Annotated in this window: 16 protein-coding genes and 3 tRNA genes; 4 read left to right on the plus strand and 15 right to left on the minus strand. The window is 63.0% G+C overall.

The annotated features are described in order from the left end of the window. Positions 1–334: 334 nt before the first annotated feature. Both AC1DSN_RS08050 and AC1DSN_RS08055 read right to left on the minus strand, forming a co-directional pair. On the minus strand, positions 335–667 hold the full coding sequence (locus AC1DSN_RS08050) for a hypothetical protein (RefSeq protein WP_477330230.1): 333 nt from the start codon (positions 665–667) through the stop codon (positions 335–337). A 179-nt stretch (positions 668–846) separates the two neighbouring features. Next, a tRNA-Ser gene (locus tag AC1DSN_RS08055) sits at positions 847–936 on the minus strand. A 142-nt stretch (positions 937–1,078) separates the two neighbouring features. On the opposite strand from AC1DSN_RS08055, the gene AC1DSN_RS08060 reads away from it, so the two are divergent. Then, positions 1,079–1,783 (plus strand): PP2C family protein-serine/threonine phosphatase, encoded by a 705-nt coding sequence (locus tag AC1DSN_RS08060; RefSeq protein WP_213948322.1) that lies wholly within the window; start codon positions 1,079–1,081, stop codon positions 1,781–1,783. Here AC1DSN_RS08060 and dnaQ read toward each other — a convergent pair. Genes dnaQ through AC1DSN_RS08075 form a run of 3 tightly spaced genes read right to left on the minus strand, consistent with a single transcriptional unit; the run spans position 1,780 to position 3,658 of the window. Continuing rightward, positions 1,780–2,505 (minus strand): DNA polymerase III subunit epsilon, encoded by a 726-nt coding sequence (gene dnaQ / locus AC1DSN_RS08065; protein WP_213948323.1) that lies wholly within the window; start codon positions 2,503–2,505, stop codon positions 1,780–1,782. The genes AC1DSN_RS08060 and dnaQ overlap by 4 nt on opposite strands. Next, entirely contained in the window at positions 2,502–2,969 is a 468-nt protein-coding gene (gene rnhA / locus AC1DSN_RS08070) for a ribonuclease HI (RefSeq protein ID WP_231874017.1), read from the minus strand. Before rnhA ends, dnaQ begins: the two co-directional genes overlap by 4 nt. Next, entirely contained in the window at positions 2,966–3,658 is a 693-nt protein-coding gene (locus AC1DSN_RS08075) for a methyltransferase domain-containing protein (protein ID WP_477297922.1), read from the minus strand. The genes rnhA and AC1DSN_RS08075 overlap by 4 nt, the downstream gene beginning before the upstream one ends. Before the next feature lie 122 nt (positions 3,659–3,780). Here AC1DSN_RS08075 and gloB point away from each other — a divergent pair, with 122 nt between their 5' ends. Genes gloB through AC1DSN_RS08090 form a run of 3 tightly spaced genes read left to right on the plus strand, consistent with a single transcriptional unit; the run spans position 3,781 to position 6,585 of the window. Next, the gene (gloB, locus tag AC1DSN_RS08080) at positions 3,781–4,548 is read left to right on the plus strand and encodes a hydroxyacylglutathione hydrolase (RefSeq protein WP_477297923.1); all 768 of its coding nucleotides are present in this window, start codon (positions 3,781–3,783) and stop codon (positions 4,546–4,548) included. After that, on the plus strand, positions 4,545–5,801 hold the full coding sequence (locus AC1DSN_RS08085; protein ID WP_477330232.1) for a transglycosylase SLT domain-containing protein: 1,257 nt from the start codon (positions 4,545–4,547) through the stop codon (positions 5,799–5,801). The genes gloB and AC1DSN_RS08085 overlap by 4 nt, the downstream gene beginning before the upstream one ends. A 4-nt stretch (positions 5,802–5,805) precedes the next feature. Continuing rightward, the gene (locus tag AC1DSN_RS08090) at positions 5,806–6,585 is read left to right on the plus strand and encodes an enoyl-ACP reductase FabI (RefSeq protein WP_477298054.1); all 780 of its coding nucleotides are present in this window, start codon (positions 5,806–5,808) and stop codon (positions 6,583–6,585) included. 32 nt (positions 6,586–6,617) lie between these two features. On the opposite strand, the gene fabV is transcribed toward AC1DSN_RS08090, so the two are convergent. The 10 genes from fabV to AC1DSN_RS08140 all read right to left on the minus strand — a co-directional run. After that, positions 6,618–7,817, minus strand: a complete 1,200-nt coding sequence (gene fabV / locus AC1DSN_RS08095; protein WP_477330234.1) for an enoyl-ACP reductase FabV — start codon at positions 7,815–7,817, stop codon at positions 6,618–6,620. A 135-nt stretch (positions 7,818–7,952) separates the two neighbouring features. Continuing rightward, positions 7,953–9,863: a SurA N-terminal domain-containing protein gene (locus AC1DSN_RS08100; RefSeq protein ID WP_477330236.1), complete on the minus strand. Its 1,911-nt coding sequence runs from the start codon at positions 9,861–9,863 to the stop codon at positions 7,953–7,955. A gap of 82 nt (positions 9,864–9,945) precedes the next feature. Further along, positions 9,946–10,022: transfer RNA gene (locus AC1DSN_RS08105), tRNA-Asp, on the minus strand. Between the two features lie 9 nt (positions 10,023–10,031). After that, positions 10,032–10,106: transfer RNA gene (locus tag AC1DSN_RS08110), tRNA-Val, on the minus strand. Between the two features lie 12 nt (positions 10,107–10,118). Further along, a complete protein-coding gene (locus tag AC1DSN_RS08115; protein WP_036112061.1) occupies positions 10,119–10,391 on the minus strand; it encodes an HU family DNA-binding protein in 273 nt (90 codons plus the stop codon). 336 nt (positions 10,392–10,727) lie between these two features. Beyond that, positions 10,728–13,244, minus strand: coding sequence for an endopeptidase La (gene lon, locus AC1DSN_RS08120; RefSeq protein ID WP_063572027.1), 2,517 nt, complete (start codon positions 13,242–13,244; stop codon positions 10,728–10,730). A 170-nt stretch (positions 13,245–13,414) separates the two neighbouring features. Further along, entirely contained in the window at positions 13,415–14,710 is a 1,296-nt protein-coding gene (gene clpX / locus AC1DSN_RS08125) for an ATP-dependent Clp protease ATP-binding subunit ClpX (RefSeq protein ID WP_477330239.1), read from the minus strand. A 105-nt stretch (positions 14,711–14,815) separates the two neighbouring features. Then, positions 14,816–15,442, minus strand: a complete 627-nt coding sequence (gene clpP, locus AC1DSN_RS08130) for an ATP-dependent Clp endopeptidase proteolytic subunit ClpP (protein ID WP_107914007.1) — start codon at positions 15,440–15,442, stop codon at positions 14,816–14,818. 55 nt (positions 15,443–15,497) lie between these two features. Further along, positions 15,498–16,790, minus strand: coding sequence for a trigger factor (gene tig, locus AC1DSN_RS08135; protein WP_477330241.1), 1,293 nt, complete (start codon positions 16,788–16,790; stop codon positions 15,498–15,500). Positions 16,791–16,890: 100 nt separating this feature from the next. Beyond that, positions 16,891–17,090 (minus strand): MerR family transcriptional regulator (locus AC1DSN_RS08140; RefSeq protein WP_477330243.1); only part of this gene is annotated, 200 nt, incomplete at its 5' end.

Here is a 17,090-nt window from a genome sequence, read left to right on the forward strand (position 1 = left end):
GTCTCTAAGTTCCTGGTGCCACTTAGCAAATCCATCGGTTTGTTTTACTGTGATTTCCATAACTTACGATGGCTCCGGAGACGCACACGTATTCCTGTGACGCAATTGTATCCTTCTGGATACAGGATGCAAGCATTTGCTTGCATCCGGCTGCACGTCAGTTGCGACAACGGCGCCGTTCCTCCACACGAAGGGCAGGACTCGTCAGACGCAATCGGGCTCGGGGGTCGAGCAATTGTCCGACGCCCCAGGCTCCAGGCCGGGCCGGAGCCCAGCAGTTTTACGGGGGACCACAACCACAACGAGGTGCCTCTTTGATTAGGATCGGGGGCGCTCAGTCTGGAGGCAGCAGGGAAACCAGGTTCAGGGCGGCATGAAGCATATTGAGGTTTGGGTGATCTCTGCAGAATGTGTCGACACTGCCAACGATGGTGGCGTCCGATACCACACGAACACTGCGGCGCTTCGGATTCACCGTGAAATCGTGTCCGGAGACGAAACCGCGGAACCAATTGAGTTCGTCTTTGCGCTCAATGGTGTCGGTTGCGAAGGCGGCCCACACTTCACAGCCAGAAACCTCGAACGCGACACCGCGAGGCTGGGCGGAGACGGTCTCGGAACGGAGAAGTGCCAAGGCGAACATGGCGACAGCCAATAGGGATTTCATCACTACCGAGGACGAGGTGGAGGTCAGAGGGCACGCGTTGGCGGAAATGCCAGGTGCAAGAGGGAGAGCAAACAAAGTAGTGCGGGCGTCTCACCGGGGCCTCATGTGTCCCGATTTGTGCCTCGCGGCTTTTTCTCCGCCCACAAAAAAGCCCGCTTTAGGCGGGCTTTTCTGCAAACTGGCGGAGAGGGTGGGATTCGAACCCACGGTTGGCTTTCACCAACGCCTGATTTCGAGTCAGGTACATTCGACCACTCTGCCACCTCTCCGTGAACGGTCGACGGCAGGGCTTTCGCTCTGCCGGGCCCGCAATGATAGTGGGTCCGTCCTGCCGTGACAACAGACTTTTGATGCGGCATCCTGCTGGAGTATTCCGGCGCCGTTGCGCCCTTCCCCAGCTTCAAGGCACCCATGATCGAGTTCGGACACGGCACGCATACCGGCCTCCGCCGCACGCGTAACGAGGACACCTATTACGCCGACGCGGGGCTCGGGTTGTTCCTGGTCGTGGACGGCATGGGCGGCCATAAGCACGGCGAGGTGGCCTCGGCCACGGCGCGCGACGGCGTAGTGGCCCAGGTCACGGCCGGCCAGTCCCTCGTGGACGCCATCCAGCGGGTCAACGAGGCTCTCATCGCCCGTTCCAGCGGCCTTTCCGAATCCCGCCCCATGGGCACGACGATCGCCGCGGTGCGACTGGTCGGTCGCTCCTACGAGGCAGCCTGGGTCGGTGACAGTCGCATCTATATCTGGGACGGCGAGCTGAAGCGCCTCTCGCACGACCATTCCATTGTGGAAGCCCTGGTCGAGGCGGGCGAGCTGACCGAGGCACAGGCCCGGACGCATCCGCAGCGCAGCGTTCTCACGCAGGCCCTGGGGATCACCTCGCCGGATCAACTGCACATCGGCCTGGCCAAGGGCGAGCTGCCCTACGGCGCACGCCTTCTGTTGTGCACCGACGGCCTCACCGATGAAGTGGACGACGCGCGCATCGGCGCGATCGTCTCGCGCACGGACATCGCGGCGCAGGAAGGCGTGGACCACCTCCTGCTCGAAGCCCTTTCGGGCAGCGCACGCGACAACATCACGGCGATCCTGCTTCGCGCAGCCGCCTAGTGAACCGTTTCCGACATTTCCATCTTGCGCCAGATGCTCTGCCCGCCCGCTGATTTGTCCAGCGCTTCGAGCCGCTTCGCGTGCCGTGCGAGCTCTTCCGGATCGGCATGACGTACCAGCGGACGACGCTTGATCACGATGTCCTGCAGCACACTGGTACGGCTGCGCTCATCGTTCGCATCGAAGGCGAATTCGAGACCGCCCTGCCCCGTGGTCATGGCGATATAGACGTCCGCCAGCAGCTGCGCATCGAGCAGGCCGCCGTGGAGGTCGCGCTTGGTGTTATCCACGCCGAGGCGCTTGCATAGCGCATCGAGGCTATTGCGCTGGCCCGGGTACATCTGGCGCGCCATGAGCAGCGTATCGAGCACTGTCGCGTGGTCGGCAATCTGCCCGTACTGCGCCCCTGCCCGCTTCAGCTCGGCATTCAGGAAGCCGACGTCGAACGCCGCGTTATGGATGATCAGCTCGGCGCCACGGATGAACTCGAGGAACTCATCCACCTTCTCGATGAAAAGCGGCTTGTCGACGAGGTGTTCGTCCTTGATACCCGTGACCTTGCTCGCCTCTTCGTCGATGGCGCGCTGCGGGTTGAGGTAGGTGTGAAAATGATTGCCGGTGGGCCGACGGCCGATCATCTCGACCGCGCCGATTTCCACGAGGCGGTGACCGAGGTGTGCTTCGAGGCCGGTGGTTTCGGTATCGAGGACGATCTGCCTCATGCCGCGGTCCCCTTCGATTTATAGATGATGGCCTGGTCACGTGCAGCGACGTCAACGCGCTCGTTCTCGACGTGGCCGGCATGACCCTTCACCCATTCCCAGGTGACGGTGTGCGCGGCCGCGGCTTCGTCGAGGCGGATCCAGAGATCCTGGTTCTTCACCGGTTTCTTGTCGGCGGTCTTCCAACCGTTACGGCGCCACTTGGGTACCCACTCCTGCACGCCCTGCATGACGTACTTGGAGTCGGTCATCAGGTGCACGTGGCAACGACGGGTCAGCGCTTCGAGCGCCGAGATCGCACCCATCATTTCCATGCGGTTGTTGGTGGTGTCGGGTTCGCCGCCGGCGAGCATCTTCTCGATGCCCTTGGCCCTGAGCAGAGCCGCCCAGCCGCCGGGGCCCGGATTGCCCAGGCAGGCGCCATCGGTGAAAACTTCTACGGTGTCGGTGGTGATTTCGGTCAAGGAATGGACTCACGTACGTTGCGACGGGCGCCAGAAGCGAGCGTGCCGGGCAGGGGTGCCTCGACCGCCACTGTGCGGGCGCGCAAGGGTACCGCTGCCGGACGCTTTTTGCGCGCTATAAGCATGTATCCGCCTCCGACCATGGATTCGCCCACGGGCGAACCGCCGGCGCGAGGCCAGGCACTGCCCAGTCGGCGCGGCATGGAGAGCTCGAAATCGTCGCGGACCAGCCGCTGGCTCCACCACCACGGCCAGGTCAGGCGCGGACGGGTGCCACGGGCCTGCCGGGCCACCCAGGGCGACCACAGGCCGACCGGGTGAATACCCGTGATGGCGAGCATGCCGCCGGGGGCAAGCACGCGGATCGCTTCGTCGAGGAGATTGTCCTGGCGCGCCGTGGTTTCCAGGGCGTGCCGAAGCAGGACCACCCCAAAGGCGTCGTCGGTGAACGGCAGGGCCTCCAGGCCGCTCGCGCGAACATCCCCGCCCAGCACCGGCCCGGCCACCCGCACGGTCGCCCAGTGGCCCAGCAGGGGCAAGGCGGGCGGATCCGCCAGCAGGGAGGCCGTAAGGTGCAGCCCGTGCTCCCCGGTACAACGGGTCAGCAGTGGCGAAAGCACGCGGGCCTCGTCGGCCAGCAGCTTGCCGATCTGCGGCGTCGCATAGATGTCGGGGGCCAGGGTGGGCATGTGTGACCAGTGTAGTGATCTTGAATGGGGCCCGCACGGGTTAACGAGGTTCTAACGAGTGGGATATACCCGGCTGATATAGTCCGGCCGCCCCGCCCAACTGGCTCACGGAGTTCGGCCCGATGCATTGGGTTCCCGTCGCGGCTCTGAGCGACAACTACATCTGGCTGGTCGCCGATGACGAAGGCAACGCTTTCGTCGTGGATCCTGGTGAAGCCGCCCCTGTCCAGGCTGCGCTCGACGAGCGCGGCTGGCGGCTGAAGGCGATCCTGCTCACCCACCACCATAACGACCACATCGGTGGCGTCTCGGACCTCGTCCGCGACCACGACGTGGAGGTGTATGCCACGGCGGATCCGCGTATCCAGCCGAAGAACCATTTCGTGGAAGACGGCGACGTCATCACCCTCGAGTCGCCCCACGCGACCTTCCGGGTCATCGCCGTCCCGGGCCACACCAGCTCGCACATCGCCTACTTCGGCGAAGGCTTCCTGTTCTGCGGCGACACGCTTTTCAGTGTCGGCTGCGGCCGCCTGTTCGAAGGCACGCCCGAGCAGATGCTGGCCTCGCTGGAACGCTTTGCCGACCTGCCGCCGGAGACCCTGGTCTGCTGTGCGCATGAATACACCGCGGCCAATATCCGATTCGCGCTCAGCGTGGATCCGGACAACGGCCCCCTGCGCCTCCGTCGTGACGAGGTGGCGCGCCTGCGCGAGGAAGGCCGGCCATCCGTGCCCAGCAGCCTCGCGGATGAGTTCGCCACCAACCCCTTCCTGCGCGTGGACAGCGATGCTATTCGTCGCTGGGCCGAGGCCCAGGGCAAGGATTCCGCCACGCGGACGGAGCGCTTCGCCGCGCTACGTCGGGCCAAGGACACATTCACCGCATGATGGCTCTTACCCGACGCATCCTTCCCGCACTGATTCCCCTCGTGCTCACCGCGTGCGCCGCGGCACCTCAGCGGCCCGTGCCTGTGTCCGTCGCCCCGGCACCCACCGCGATGCCGGTGGAGAACGTGTCGATGTCGCCGAAGTTGATGCGCCCCGCCGCGCCGGCGGACTTCTGGTCGGGCATGCGTGACAGCTTCGCCATGCCCGGCTGCGAAGCCGGCCCCGAAGTGGTCGCCTGGGCGCGTACGTATACAAAGATGCCGAACCGCTTCGAGCAGCAGGTCAACGAGGTGCTGCCGCTGATCGTCTACGCACACAAGGCGGCGATGCAGCACAGCGTGGCGGGTGAATTCGCACTGCTGCCCTGGGTGGAGAGTCAGTACCGTCATGTGCCGGGAGCGAAGAACCGTCCGGCTGGCATGTGGCAGATCATGCCGCAGACGGCCCAAACGCTTGGCCTGCGCGTGCAGAAGAATTACGACGAGCGCCTCGACATCACCAAGTCCACCGAGTCGGTGATGTCCATGATGCGCCGCTACTACGACGATCTTGGCGACTGGCGCCTGGTTGACGTGGCTTACAACGCGGGCGAGTTCGGCCTGAAGAAAACCATCGACAAACACGGTGGTCCGACAGCGGAAGAAGGCCTGCCTGATGTGCCCATGAAGGCTGGCACCAGGGAGCATCTGGTGAAGCTCATGGCCATCGCCTGCATCGTGCGCGATCCGGGCCGCTTCAATGTGCAACTGCCGCGCCAGGATGGCGAAGACGCGCTGCAGGTCGTGCAGGTGTCGAACCCACAATCGCTCGCGCAGGCCGCCAAACAGTCGGGCCTGTCGATGAACGACCTGCGTGACTTCAACCCGGCCTATCGCACCACGCAGGGCACGGTGTCGTCGTCACTGCTGCTGCCAAAGACAGCCGCCGACCAATACAACCTCGGGCCGGTTGCCGCCGTCGTTGAACCGCCCTCCTCGTCCATCGATAACGATGCCGTTGCCGATGCGCCTGTAGCGAAGAGCGGCAAGAACGCCAAGGGTAAGAAGCTTTCCAAGGCGGAACTGGCCAAGGCAGAGAAGGCTTCGAAGTCCAGCAAGGCCGTCGCGATCGTCTACAAGGTCAACAACGGCGAGTCGCTCTGGACGATCGCACGCCGTCACCAGGTGAGCGTCGAGCAACTGATGAAGTGGAACGACCTGCAGACGCAGGCCGTGAAACCGGGTCAGGTATTGCGTCTTACCGCGTCACGCTGAACCCATGGGCTTCCTGCATCGCAAGCGGGCTCTCATCGTTGGCATCGCCAGCCGGCGCAGCATCGCCTGGGGTATTGCCGAAGCGATGCATCGTGAAGGCGCGGAACTGGCTTTCACCTATCAGAACGAGCGCCTGAAAGATCGCGTCGACGAAGCCGCTGCGGAATTCGGCTCCAACCTCGTGCTCGAATGCGATGTCGGCATCGATGCGCACATCGACCGCGTGTTCACCGAACTCGGGCAGCACTGGGACGGCCTTGACGTCCTCGTACACTCGGTAGGATTCGCGCCGCGCGAAGCGCTACAGGGCGAGTTCCTCGACAACCTCACGCGCGAAAACTTCGCCGTGGCCCACGACATTTCCAGTTACAGTCTTGCCGCCCTGGCGAAGGCGGCGCGCCCCTTGATGAGTGGCCGCGGCGGAGCGATCCTCACGCTGAGTTATCTCGGTGCCGAGCGCGCATTGCCGAACTACAACGTCATGGGCCTGGCGAAAGCCAGCCTCGAAGCGAACGTCCGTTACCTCGCCTATAACCTCGGGCCGGAAGGTACGCGCGTGAATGCGATTTCCGCGGGACCGATCAAGACCCTTGCGGCATCCGGCGTCGGCAACTTCCGTCGCATCCTCGAGCAGGTCGACAACGTCGCGCCTTTGCGGCGTGGCGTGACGCAGGAGGAAGTCGGCAACGTTGCCGCCTTCCTGTGTTCGGATCTGGCGTCGGGCATAACCGGCGAGGTCACCTACGTCGACGCCGGCTTCAACATCGTCGGGTTGATGAACTAGCGACACCCCGCCCCTGCCCGGCAGGTTGTCGCTTACATCTCGACGACGTTCCAGCGCACGTCCGGATTCAYGTCGGCTGCGTAGTCGACATCCTTGCGGTCGAAACCGAACAGCTTGATGAAGTCGTGTTTGTAACCGGCATAGTCGGTGTCGGTCCACAGGTTTTCCGTGGTGACGGTCGGCCACAAAGCCTTGCACTCGTTCTGCACGTCGTCACGCAGCTCCCAGTCGTCGAGACGCAGGCGGCCTTCGGCATCGGTCTCCGGCACCTTGCCGTCCGCACGGTAGAGACGCTCGTGGAACAGGCGGTTGATCTGCTCGATCGTGCCTTCGTGGATGCCCTTCTCCTTCATGATCTTGAAGACCATGGAAACGTAGAGCGGAATCACGGGAATGGCCGAACTGGCCTGGGTGACGACGGATTTCATGACGCCGACATAGGCGCGCAGACCCTTGTACTTCGCACCGAGTTCTTTCGCGGTGCGATCCAGATGCTGCTTCGCCTTGCCCAGCGTGCCGTCCCAGTAGATGGGCCAGGTGATCGACGTGCCGACGTAGCTGTAGGCAACCGTCGTGGCGTTATCGGCGAGCACGCCGGCTTCGGTCAGGGCCTCGATCCACAATGCCCAGTCTTCGCCGCCCATGACGGTCACCGTGTCCTGGATTTCCTGGTCCGTCGCCGGGTCGACCGACGCCTGGATCACGRCATCCTTATTCGTATCGACCGAGGAGGCGGTGAACGTCTCACCGATGGTCTTCAGCGCGGAACGCACGACTTCGCCCGTCTTCGGCAGCTTGCGCACGGGCGAGGCGAGCGAATAGATGACGAGGTCGATCTTGCCGCCCATGTCGGCCTTGATGATCTCGACGGCCTTTGCGCGGGTCTCATCGGAGAACGCATCGCCATTGATGGAACGGCTGTACAGCCCGGCCTGCGTCGCGAGCTTGTCGAAGGCTGCGGAGTTATACCAGCCAGCCGTACCCGTCTTGGTCTCGCTCGACGGCTTTTCGAAGAACACACCCAGGGTCGCCGCACCCTGGCCGAAAGCGGCCGTGATGCGTGACGCAAGGCCGTAGCCGGTGGACGCGCCAATCACCAGAACGCGCTTAGGGCCATCGGCGAATGCGCCGCTGGCCTTGGTAATGGCGATCTGCTCTTCCACATTCTTCTCGCAGCCGACCGGATGGGCGGTGGTGCAGATGAAGCCACGAACCTTCGGGGTAATGATCACGGGTTGTCCCTTTGACGCAGTAAGGCGCCCATTGTAATCGCGCCGGCGCACCATGCGCTTCCGCACGGACGGCAAGCAAAAAAAAAGGCCCCTCAGCGAGGGGCCCTTCGACGAAGCGCTGGACGCTTCCCAGGCTTACATGCGGTCCTGGGCGATCTTGATATCGCCGCGGGCCTTGAGGGCCTCGACGTATTCGATCGTCGCGGCCTTGGCCATCGCGTCGGTCATCTGGCCACGCAGGCCATCGCGGTCGGTCTTGGCGATCTTGGAAAGATCGCCGTCCGTGACCTTGTCGACAGCGACAACGGCATAGGTGCCGCCACCGGTCTGCACGACCGACCAGCTGGGCTTGCCGTCGACCGGATGCGGCAGCGTGAAGGCGCGCTGCAGGATGGGCTGCGGTACGTCCTTCGTCGCGGCGAGCTTGCTGCGTTCGAGACCGGGAACCGTGTGCACCGGCGCCTGGGCGAGCGCAGCGATATCGCCACCCTTGGCCAGCTGCGCGACGAGCTCGTCAGCCTTCTTCTTCGCCGCCGCGTCGACACGCTCGTCGAGGATGCGCTGACGAATCAGGTCACGCACGTCGGCCAGGTTCTTCGGCGTGGCGACGGCATGCTTGGACAGGTGCATGACGATGGCGTCGCCCTTGTCGACCTGCACCAGCGAGGAGTTGTTGCCCTGGTTGAGTACGTCATCCGCAAAAGCGGCGGCGACGAACTTCGGATCGGCGGTCAGGCCTTCGCCGCCCTGGCGACCGAACATCGGAGTGGTGCGAATCTCGACACCGAGTTCCTTCGCGGCAGCGTCGAGCGAACCCGGGTTGCGCTCGGCAAGGTCGGCCAGCTGGCCGGCGCGCTCGTTGTAGAGGCGCTCGCCCTCGCCCTTCGCCCAGTCCGCGGCAAGCTGCGCGCGCACATCGGCGAACGGCTTGGCGTCGCCCTCGCGGGCATCGCGCAACCAGATGATGTGGTAGCCCTCTTCCGGCGAAAGCACCGGCTCCTTCGTGATCTCACCCTTCTTCATGCCGAAGAGCGCGGTATCGAAGGCAGCGTTAGCGACACCCTTTTCCAGCCAGCCGAGATCGCCGCCGCTGCGCTTGGAACCGAGATCTTCCGAGTTCTCGGCGGCGAGCTTGGCGAAGTTCTCCGGAGTGGCTTCGGCGGCGATCTTCTTCGCCTTCTCGAGCGCAGCCTTCTGCTGGTCGGGCGTGGCGTTCTTGGGCACGTCGATGAGGATATGCGAGACCTGACGTTGCTCCGGCTGCGCATAACGCTGCTTGAACTTGTCGTAGAACTCGTGAAGCTGGGCGTCGGTCGGCTCACCGAGCTTGAGGTCGGCCTGCTTCACTTCGAGATACTGCACCGAGACCTGCTCGGGCGTGGTGTAGTCGGCTACATGCGACTTGTAGAACGCGTCGATGTCCGCATCGGCCACCGTGGCGTCCGTCAGGGACGGGCGCGGCAGCTCCACGAAGCGCAGGTCGCGCTGCTGGAGCTGGAGGCGGAAGAACCCATCGACATCGGCGTCGCTGACCAGGGTCGTCGTGTAGATCGCCTGCGGAATGATCTGGTTGCCGAGGTCCGCGCGGACCTTGGACTCGTACATGGCGGGGCTCATGCCCTGCATGGAAAGAATGGCCTTGTAGGCGTCGGCGCTGAACTGCCCGTTCACGGCAAAGCCGGGATCGGCACCGATGGTTTCGCGCACGCTGGCGTCGGAAACCTGGAGGCCGAGATCGGTATTGGCCTTTTCCAACAGCACCTTCGCGATCATGCCGTCGAGCACCTGCTGCTTGAGCTCGGGTTTCTCGAGATCGGCAACGGTGAACGGGGCATTCGGATTCTGCGCGATCTGCTGACGCAGCTCGTTCATCCTGTTTTGCCAGTCTTGCTGCGAGATCTCGTGGTCGCCCACTTTCGCCACGTACGTATCGACCCGCGATACGAAGTACGACTCGATGCCGAAGAAGGCAACGGCGAACACCGAAACGCCTAGGACGATGGCCGCGGGCCAACCGTGGATCTTGTTACGCAGGGCTTGCAGCATGATGCGACTCGCACAGGTGGCGTCGGCAAATCCTTACCGACGGTAGATAAAACAAAGGCGCCACACGGGCGCCTTTGCAGATTGGCGGAGTGGACGGGACTCGAACCCGCGACCTCCGGCGTGACAGGCCAGCATTCTAACCGACTGAACTACCACTCCACTTACCGTTGGTGGGTGCTGAGGGGATCGAACCCCCGACCAGCGCCGTGTAAAGGCGACGCTCTACCGCTGAGCTAAGCACCCCGGTAAGACTACTTAGTTTACGTGATCCTTGAGCGCCTTGCCAGCCGTGAAGGCCGGAACCTTGGACGCCGGGATCTTGATCTCTTCGTTCGTGCGCGGGTTGCGGCCCGTGCGGGCAGCGCGGCTGCGCAGCTTGAAAGTGCCGAAGCCGACGAGGGCGACGTCTTCACCCTTCTTGAGGGTGTCCTTTACGGCTTCGATCAGGCCTTCGAGCGCCTTGCCGGCGTCAGCCTTCGACAGTTCAGCCTTTTCAGCAATGGCGGCGATCAGGTCGGTTTTATTCATTACGTAACTCCCTTTCAAAGGTAATTCGAATCGCCAGAAGGCGATCCTGTACGAGAAGACGGTAGATCTTCGAACGCAAGCTTTCGGCATCGTTCGACGACCCGCGATACGTGGCGCCCTTGCGGCGCGGACGATTGCGGAGCCGCCTTTATACCAGTGCCCTCCCCCCATCGCAATACGAGCAATACCAACGCTTTCAGCGCGTATGCATCCTTCACGGAGGCTTGCGCGGGGAGAGAAAAACGATTATCGCGAACCAACAATGACAGGACAGCGAAAACGAAAAGGGCGCACTTTCGTGCGCCCTTGTTCCCGATACGAAACGATCAGCCGGGATCAGTGCGTGAGCGAAGGCGAGCCCTTGCCCTTACCCTTACCCGCCTTGGCCTCCTCGATGGGCACCTCGACGGCCTCACCGCCATCACCGGCCTTCTTTGGAGCCGGGGGACGCTCGAGCGCGAGATTGAGCACCTCGTCGATCCACTTCACCGGATGAATCGCCAGCGAGGTGGTGATGTTTTCCGGCAGGTCGATGAGGTCCTTGCGGTTCTCCTCAGGGATGATCACCGTGGTGATGCCACCGCGATGAGCCGCCAGCAACTTCTCCTTCAGACCGCCGATCGGCAGGACGCGACCACGCAGCGTGATCTCGCCGGTCATGGCGACCTCGGAGCGCACCGGCACCTTCGTTAGAGCCGACACGAGCGCCGTGCACATGGCGATACCAGCACTCGGACCGTCCTTCGGGGTAGCACCTTCGGGCACGTGGATGTGGATGTCGAGCGACTGATGGAAGTCGGGATCGATACCCAGCGCTTCCGCCCTCGCGCGAACCACGCTTAGTGCCGCCTGGATCGATTCCTTCATGACATCGCCGAGTTGGCCCGTCTGGATCAGGCGACCCTTGCCCGGAACCACGGAGGCCTCGATGCTGAGCAGATCGCCGCCGACCTGGGTCCAGGCAAGACCGGTGACCAGGCCCACCTCGTTCTGCAGTTCCGCACGACCGAAGTCGAAGCGACGCACGCCGAGGAAGTGGTCGAGGTTTTCGCCATCGACACGAACCTGATCCGGCGCCAGCACCTTGCCCTTCACTGCCTTGGCCGCGGTCTTCTTCACTTTGGCCTTGGCCTTGGCCGGTACCGTGCCCAGCGCGATTTCCTTGACGACCTTACGGCAGATCTTGGAGATCTCGCGCTCGAGGTTACGCACGCCCGATTCGCGCGTGTAGTAACGCACAATGTCGCGCAGCGCATCTTCGCCGACTGTCAGCTCCTCGGCCTTCAGGCCGTTGGCCTTCAGCTGCTTGGGCACGAGGTACTTCAGCGCGATGTTGAGCTTCTCGTCTTCGGTGTAACCCGGGATACGGATCACTTCCATGCGGTCGAGCAGCGGACCCGGAATATTGAGCGAGTTCGCCGTCGCGATCCACATCACCTCGGAGAGGTCGAGATCGACTTCCAGGTAGTGATCGTTGAACGCGTTGTTCTGCTCCGGATCGAGCACTTCAAGCAGGGCCGACGACGGATCGCCGCGGAAGTCCATCGACATCTTGTCGATCTCATCCAGGACGAAAAGCGGATTCTTCGTGCCGACCTTGTTGAGGTTCTGCACGATGCGCCCCGGCATCGAACCGATGTACGTACGACGATGACCGCGGATCTCGGCTTCATCGCGCACACCACCGAGGCTCATGCGGACGAACTTGCGGTTGGTCGCCTTGGCGATCGACTGGCCGAGCGAAGTCTTGCCCACGCCGGGCGGACCGACGAGGCAGAGGATCGGACCCTTCATCGTATTCACGCGCTGCTGCACAGCGAGATACTCGAGGATGCGTTCCTTGACCTTCTCCAGGCCGAAGTGATCGGCGTCGAGGGTTTCCTGCGCAAGGGCGAGATCCTTGCGGACCTTGCTGCGCTTCTTCCACGGCACGCCCACCACCCAGTCCAGGTAGTTGCGGACCACGGTCGCCTCGGCAGACATCGGCGACATCTGCTTGAGCTTGTTGAACTCGTTACGCGCCTTCGCCAGGACAGCCTTGGGCATACCGGCAGCGTCGATCTTCTTCTGCAGCTCTTCGATCTCGTTCGCGCCCTCTTCGCCCTCACCCAGTTCCTTCTGGATGGCCTTCATCTGCTCGTTGAGGTAGTACTCGCGCTGGCTCTTTTCCATCTGCGATTTGACGCGGCCGCGAATGCGCTTCTCGACCTGCTGCAGATCCATCTCGCCGTCGACGAGGCCGATGAGCAACTCGAGACGCTGACCCACGTCGGCTGCTTCGAGCACGCGCTGCTTGTCGCCCATGCGCACGGACAGGTGCGCGGCGATCGAGTCGGCAAGACGTGAGGGATCGTCGATACCCGAGAGGGTCGCGAGGATTTCCGGCGGAAGCTTGCGGCTCTGCTTGACCAGCTGTTCGAACAGCGAGACGAGCGAGCGCGACACGACGTCGAGTTCGCGTTCGTTGCTGCTGTAGATCGGCTCGATGACGCGCGCCTTGCCGCTCATCATGCCGGCTTCGTCTTCGAAGGCATCGATCTGCACACGCGACTGTCCCTCGACCAGCACCTTCACGGTGCCATCGGGCAGCTTCAGCAGCTGCAGGACCCCGGCGAGCGTACCGACCGAATGGAGGTCGCTGATCGACGGATCGTCAATGTCGGGGCTTTTCTGAGCGACAAGCAGGATCTGCCGTTCGCCTTCCATCGCCCGCTCCAGCGCGCGCATGGACTTGTCGCGACCCACGAACAGCGGAATGACCATGTGCGGGTAGACGACGACGTCACGCAGGGGCAGGACCGGCAACAGGTCCAGCTCGGATCCGCTCGTGGTTTGGCTGCGATTCTTCGCCATGTGCTTGGGGTTTCCCTCAGAGTATTTGGGGTGCGACCCGACACTGCGCCGGAGCCGCCATACACGTCAAGTGGTGGTTCGCGAAGGAACGATCAAGAGCGGGCGCGCCAAAGAAAAACGGCCCCGGCGTCGCTGGACGCCGGGGCCGCGGTAGCTTGCTTACGCAATGATCAGGCTGCGTCGCCGCCCTCGCCCGCGATCCGCTGCTGCTGCAGGTTCCCGCGGTAGATGAGATACGGCTCGGCCTGGCCATCGATCACGGCGTCGTCGACCACGACCTTGCTGACATGCTCCAGCGAAGGCAGTTCGAACATCGTGTCGAGCAGCACCTGTTCGAGAATGGTACGCAGTCCACGTGCGCCGGTCTTGCGCTTGAGCGCGCGACGGGCGATGGCGAACAAGGCTTCCGGGCGGAATTCCAGCTCGGCGCCTTCCATGTCGAACAGCTTCTTGAACTGCTTGGTAACCGCGTTCTTGGGCTCGGTGAGAATCTGCACCAGGGCAGCCTCGTCAAGCTCGTCGAGCGTGGCGACCACCGGCAGACGGCCGACGAACTCGGGAATCAGGCCGAAACGGACAAGATCCGCCGGCTCGACGTCCGAAAGCTGCTTGCCGACGTTCTCCGTACGTTCTTTCGAACGGATTTCGGCACCGAAGCCGATACCCGTGGTCTCGGAACGCTGCTGGATGACTTTCTCCAGCCCCGAGAACGCACCACCGCAGATAAACAGGATGTTGCGCGTGTCCACCTGCAGGAATTCCTGCTGGGGATGCTTGCGGCCACCCTGCGGCGGCACCGAGGCCAGCGTGCCCTCGATGAGCTTCAGCAGGGCCTGCTGCACRCCYTCGCCGGAGACRTCGCGSGTGATCGACGGGTTCTCGCTCTTMCGSGMGATCTTGTCGATYTCGTCGATGTAGACGATACCGTTCTGCGCCTTCTCGACGTCGTAGTCGCACTTCTGCAGAAGCTTCTGAATGATGTTCTCGACATCCTCACCGACATAGCCTGCCTCGGTGAGCGTCGTGGCATCGGCGATCGTGAACGGCACATTGAGCAGGCGCGCCAGCGTTTCGGCCAGCAGCGTCTTGCCCGAACCGGTCGGACCGATCAGGAGGATATTGGATTTGCCGAGCTCGACTTCGTCGTTCTTCTGGCGCGATTCAATGCGCTTGTAGTGGTTGTAGACCGCGACGGACAACGCCTTTTTGGCGCGCGTCTGGCCGACCACGTACTGGTCGAGAGCTTCCATGATTTCGCGGGGCTTCGGAAGTTGGGTCCGGCCGGAGGCCGCCTTCTCTTCCAGTTCCTCGCGAATGATGTCGTTGCACAGCTCAACGCATTCGTCGCAGATGAACACGCTGGGGCCGGCGATCAGCTTGCGCACTTCATGCTGGCTCTTGCCGCAGAAGGAGCAGTAAAGAATCTTGCCGCCGTCGTTGGAACGGCTCTGCCGCTCGTCGCTCATGCTTTGGGCCCTACTGAGAATCCAGGTACGCTTTGAGAATAGCACAGCACTTCGCCCCTGGAATCAGGAGCGAAGTGCCGGTTTTCACAAGCGAAAACGTTCAAATCAAGCTGAACGGACGGTGTCAACCGTGCGCTTTTCGGGGATCGAGTCGATCAGGCCATAGGCCTGGGCCTCTGCCCCGCTCATGAAGCGGTCGCGCTCGGTGTCACGGGCGATCTCGTCGACCGTCTTGCCACTGTGGTGGGCAAGGATGGCGTTGAGACGCTCGCGCATGGTCAGAATCTCACGGGCATGAATCTCAATGTCCGTGGCCTGACCCGAGATGCCGCCAGCCCAGGGCTGGTGGATCATGATGCGCGAATGCGGCAGCGAGTAACGCTTGCCCGCCGCACCTGCGGCCAGCAGCAGGGCGCCCATCGAGGCGGCCTGGCCGATGCACATGGTGCTGACGTCCGGCTTCACGAACTGCATCGTGTCGTAGATCGCCATGCCGGCCGTGACGGAACCGCCCGGGCTGTTGATGTACAGATTGATGTCCTTGTCCGGGTTTTCCGACTCAAGGAACAGCAGCTGGGCGACGATCACATTGGCCATGTAATCGTCGACCGGCCCCACGGCGAAGATGATGCGCTCCTTGAGGAGACGCGAGTAAATGTCGTACGAACGCTCACCGCGTGAGGTCTGTTCGACGACGATGGGCACCAGGTTGAGGTTCTGGATCGGAGCCATGGACATGCGGTCTCTCCTTCGTGTGGGGCCCGGCTGTTGCAAGTGACCGATGCGATTAGGCACCGATCGGGCGCATTACCTCGTCGAAGGTCAGTTCCTGGTCGGTGGATGTGGCGTGATCCGCCACCCACTCAGCCACCTGATCTTCCATAACGCGATTCTGCAGTCCCGACATCAGTTGGGGATCGCTGTTATACAGTTCAATGACCTGCTGCGGCTCTTCATAGGTCGAAGCGATCGCGGTAAGCATTTCCGCCATGCGCTTACGATCGATCCGGATCTCATTCTTGCGTGCGATTTCACCCATCAGCAGTGCGGCGAGCACGCGCTTGCGGGCGAACGGCGTGGCTTCGGCAACCATCTGCGCGCTCGGCTCCTGGCCGCGCGGCAGGTTGCTGGCGGCGAGGCTGCGGGCTTCGGCATCCGCCATCAGGTCGGGCACGTCGAGGTCCGGGAAAGCGTTGGCCAGCTTCTCGGCGACTTCGGACTTCAGGCGGGCCATGACCGTTGCCTTGAGCTCGCGCTCGAGGTTGGCCCGCACTTCCTTGCGGAAGCTGTCGATGTCGCCGTCGGGCACGCCGAACAGCTGCACGAACTCGGCATCCACGACCGGGAGGTTCGCCGCCTGCACCTTGACGATCTTGAAGGTGACCTTGGCGGTCTTGCCGGCGAGGTCCGCGTTACGGAAGTCTTCCGGGAAAGCCACGTCCTGAACCAGGTCTTCGCCGGCGGAACGGCCGGTGAGGGCCTCGTCGAGCGCCTTGAACAGGGTGCCCGAGCCGAGCACGCTACCGGCACGCTCCAGGCCTTCGGTCGGGAAGCGGTAGTCACCGGCTTCGGCGGAGTACTCAAACATGACGAAATCGCCGTCCTTGGACGCGCGAGCCACCTCGTCGAAGCTGCGGCGCTGCGTACGAAGGGTCTCGATCATCTTGTCGATGTCGGTGTCCTTGACCTCAGCCTTCGGGCGCGCGATTTCCAGCGCGGCGACGTCGATGACCGGGAACTCCGGCATGATCTCGAAGACGGCGGTGTAGGCGATCTCGCCGTTCTCGGCGTTACCCGTGGTATCCACCGCCGGATTGGCGATCGGCTGGAGCTTTTCCTGCTCGACGGCCTGGCGCAGCGTGGAACCGATCAGCTCGGACAGCGCCTCGCCACGGACCTGCGCGCCGAAGCGCTGCTTGATCACGTTGGTGGGAACCTTGCCGGGACGGAAGCCCTTCAGACGCACCGTGCGACCCATTTCCGCGATGCGCTGGCTGACCTGCGACTCGAGGCGCTCAGCCGGGAACTTCACCGTGAGCTTGCGCCCGAGCTTGCCGACATTCTCAACCGAAACCTGCATGACCTCTCCTGAAACCACCACGAGTGTGGCGCGATGGGGTGAAAAACCCCGCAAATGACTGCCCATTCTACGTTTTGCCCCTCTACCGCCGCAACAGGCGTCAGGCGGGCGTCCAACGCCTCGGACCACCGCCATCAGCCGCCAGCGTGTCGCCCGGATTGGCCAGGGCACACGCCGTCAGCGAAAGGCAGCCGCAGCCGATGCATTCGGTCAGTTTTTCTTTCAGATTCATCAGCTGAATGATCCGATCCTCAAGCTCTTCCTGCCATGCCGCCGACATCTGCGCCCACTCCTCACGGC

It is taken from the genome of Luteibacter sp. P4_D7_3 (assembly GCF_056401735.1).

What these genes read in the sequence shown, in the direction of transcription:
- AC1DSN_RS08050 (WP_477330230.1), bottom strand. Translation starts at nt 667, where the DNA reads ATGAAATCCCTATTGGCTGTCGCCATGTTCGCCTTGGCACTTCTCCGT.
- AC1DSN_RS08060 (WP_213948322.1), top strand. Translation starts at nt 1,079, where the DNA reads ATGATCGAGTTCGGACACGGCACGCATACCGGCCTCCGCCGCACGCGT.
- dnaQ (WP_213948323.1), bottom strand. Translation starts at nt 2,505, where the DNA reads ATGAGGCAGATCGTCCTCGATACCGAAACCACCGGCCTCGAAGCACAC.
- AC1DSN_RS08075 (WP_477297922.1), bottom strand. Translation starts at nt 3,658, where the DNA reads ATGCCCACCCTGGCCCCCGACATCTATGCGACGCCGCAGATCGGCAAG.
- gloB (WP_477297923.1), top strand. Translation starts at nt 3,781, where the DNA reads ATGCATTGGGTTCCCGTCGCGGCTCTGAGCGACAACTACATCTGGCTG.
- AC1DSN_RS08085 (WP_477330232.1), top strand. Translation starts at nt 4,545, where the DNA reads ATGATGGCTCTTACCCGACGCATCCTTCCCGCACTGATTCCCCTCGTG.
- AC1DSN_RS08090 (WP_477298054.1), top strand. Translation starts at nt 5,806, where the DNA reads ATGGGCTTCCTGCATCGCAAGCGGGCTCTCATCGTTGGCATCGCCAGC.
- AC1DSN_RS08100 (WP_477330236.1), bottom strand. Translation starts at nt 9,863, where the DNA reads ATGCTGCAAGCCCTGCGTAACAAGATCCACGGTTGGCCCGCGGCCATC.
- AC1DSN_RS08115 (WP_036112061.1), bottom strand. Translation starts at nt 10,391, where the DNA reads ATGAATAAAACCGACCTGATCGCCGCCATTGCTGAAAAGGCTGAACTG.
- lon (WP_063572027.1), bottom strand. Translation starts at nt 13,244, where the DNA reads ATGGCGAAGAATCGCAGCCAAACCACGAGCGGATCCGAGCTGGACCTG.
- clpP (WP_107914007.1), bottom strand. Translation starts at nt 15,442, where the DNA reads ATGGCTCCGATCCAGAACCTCAACCTGGTGCCCATCGTCGTCGAACAG.
- tig (WP_477330241.1), bottom strand. Translation starts at nt 16,790, where the DNA reads ATGCAGGTTTCGGTTGAGAATGTCGGCAAGCTCGGGCGCAAGCTCACG.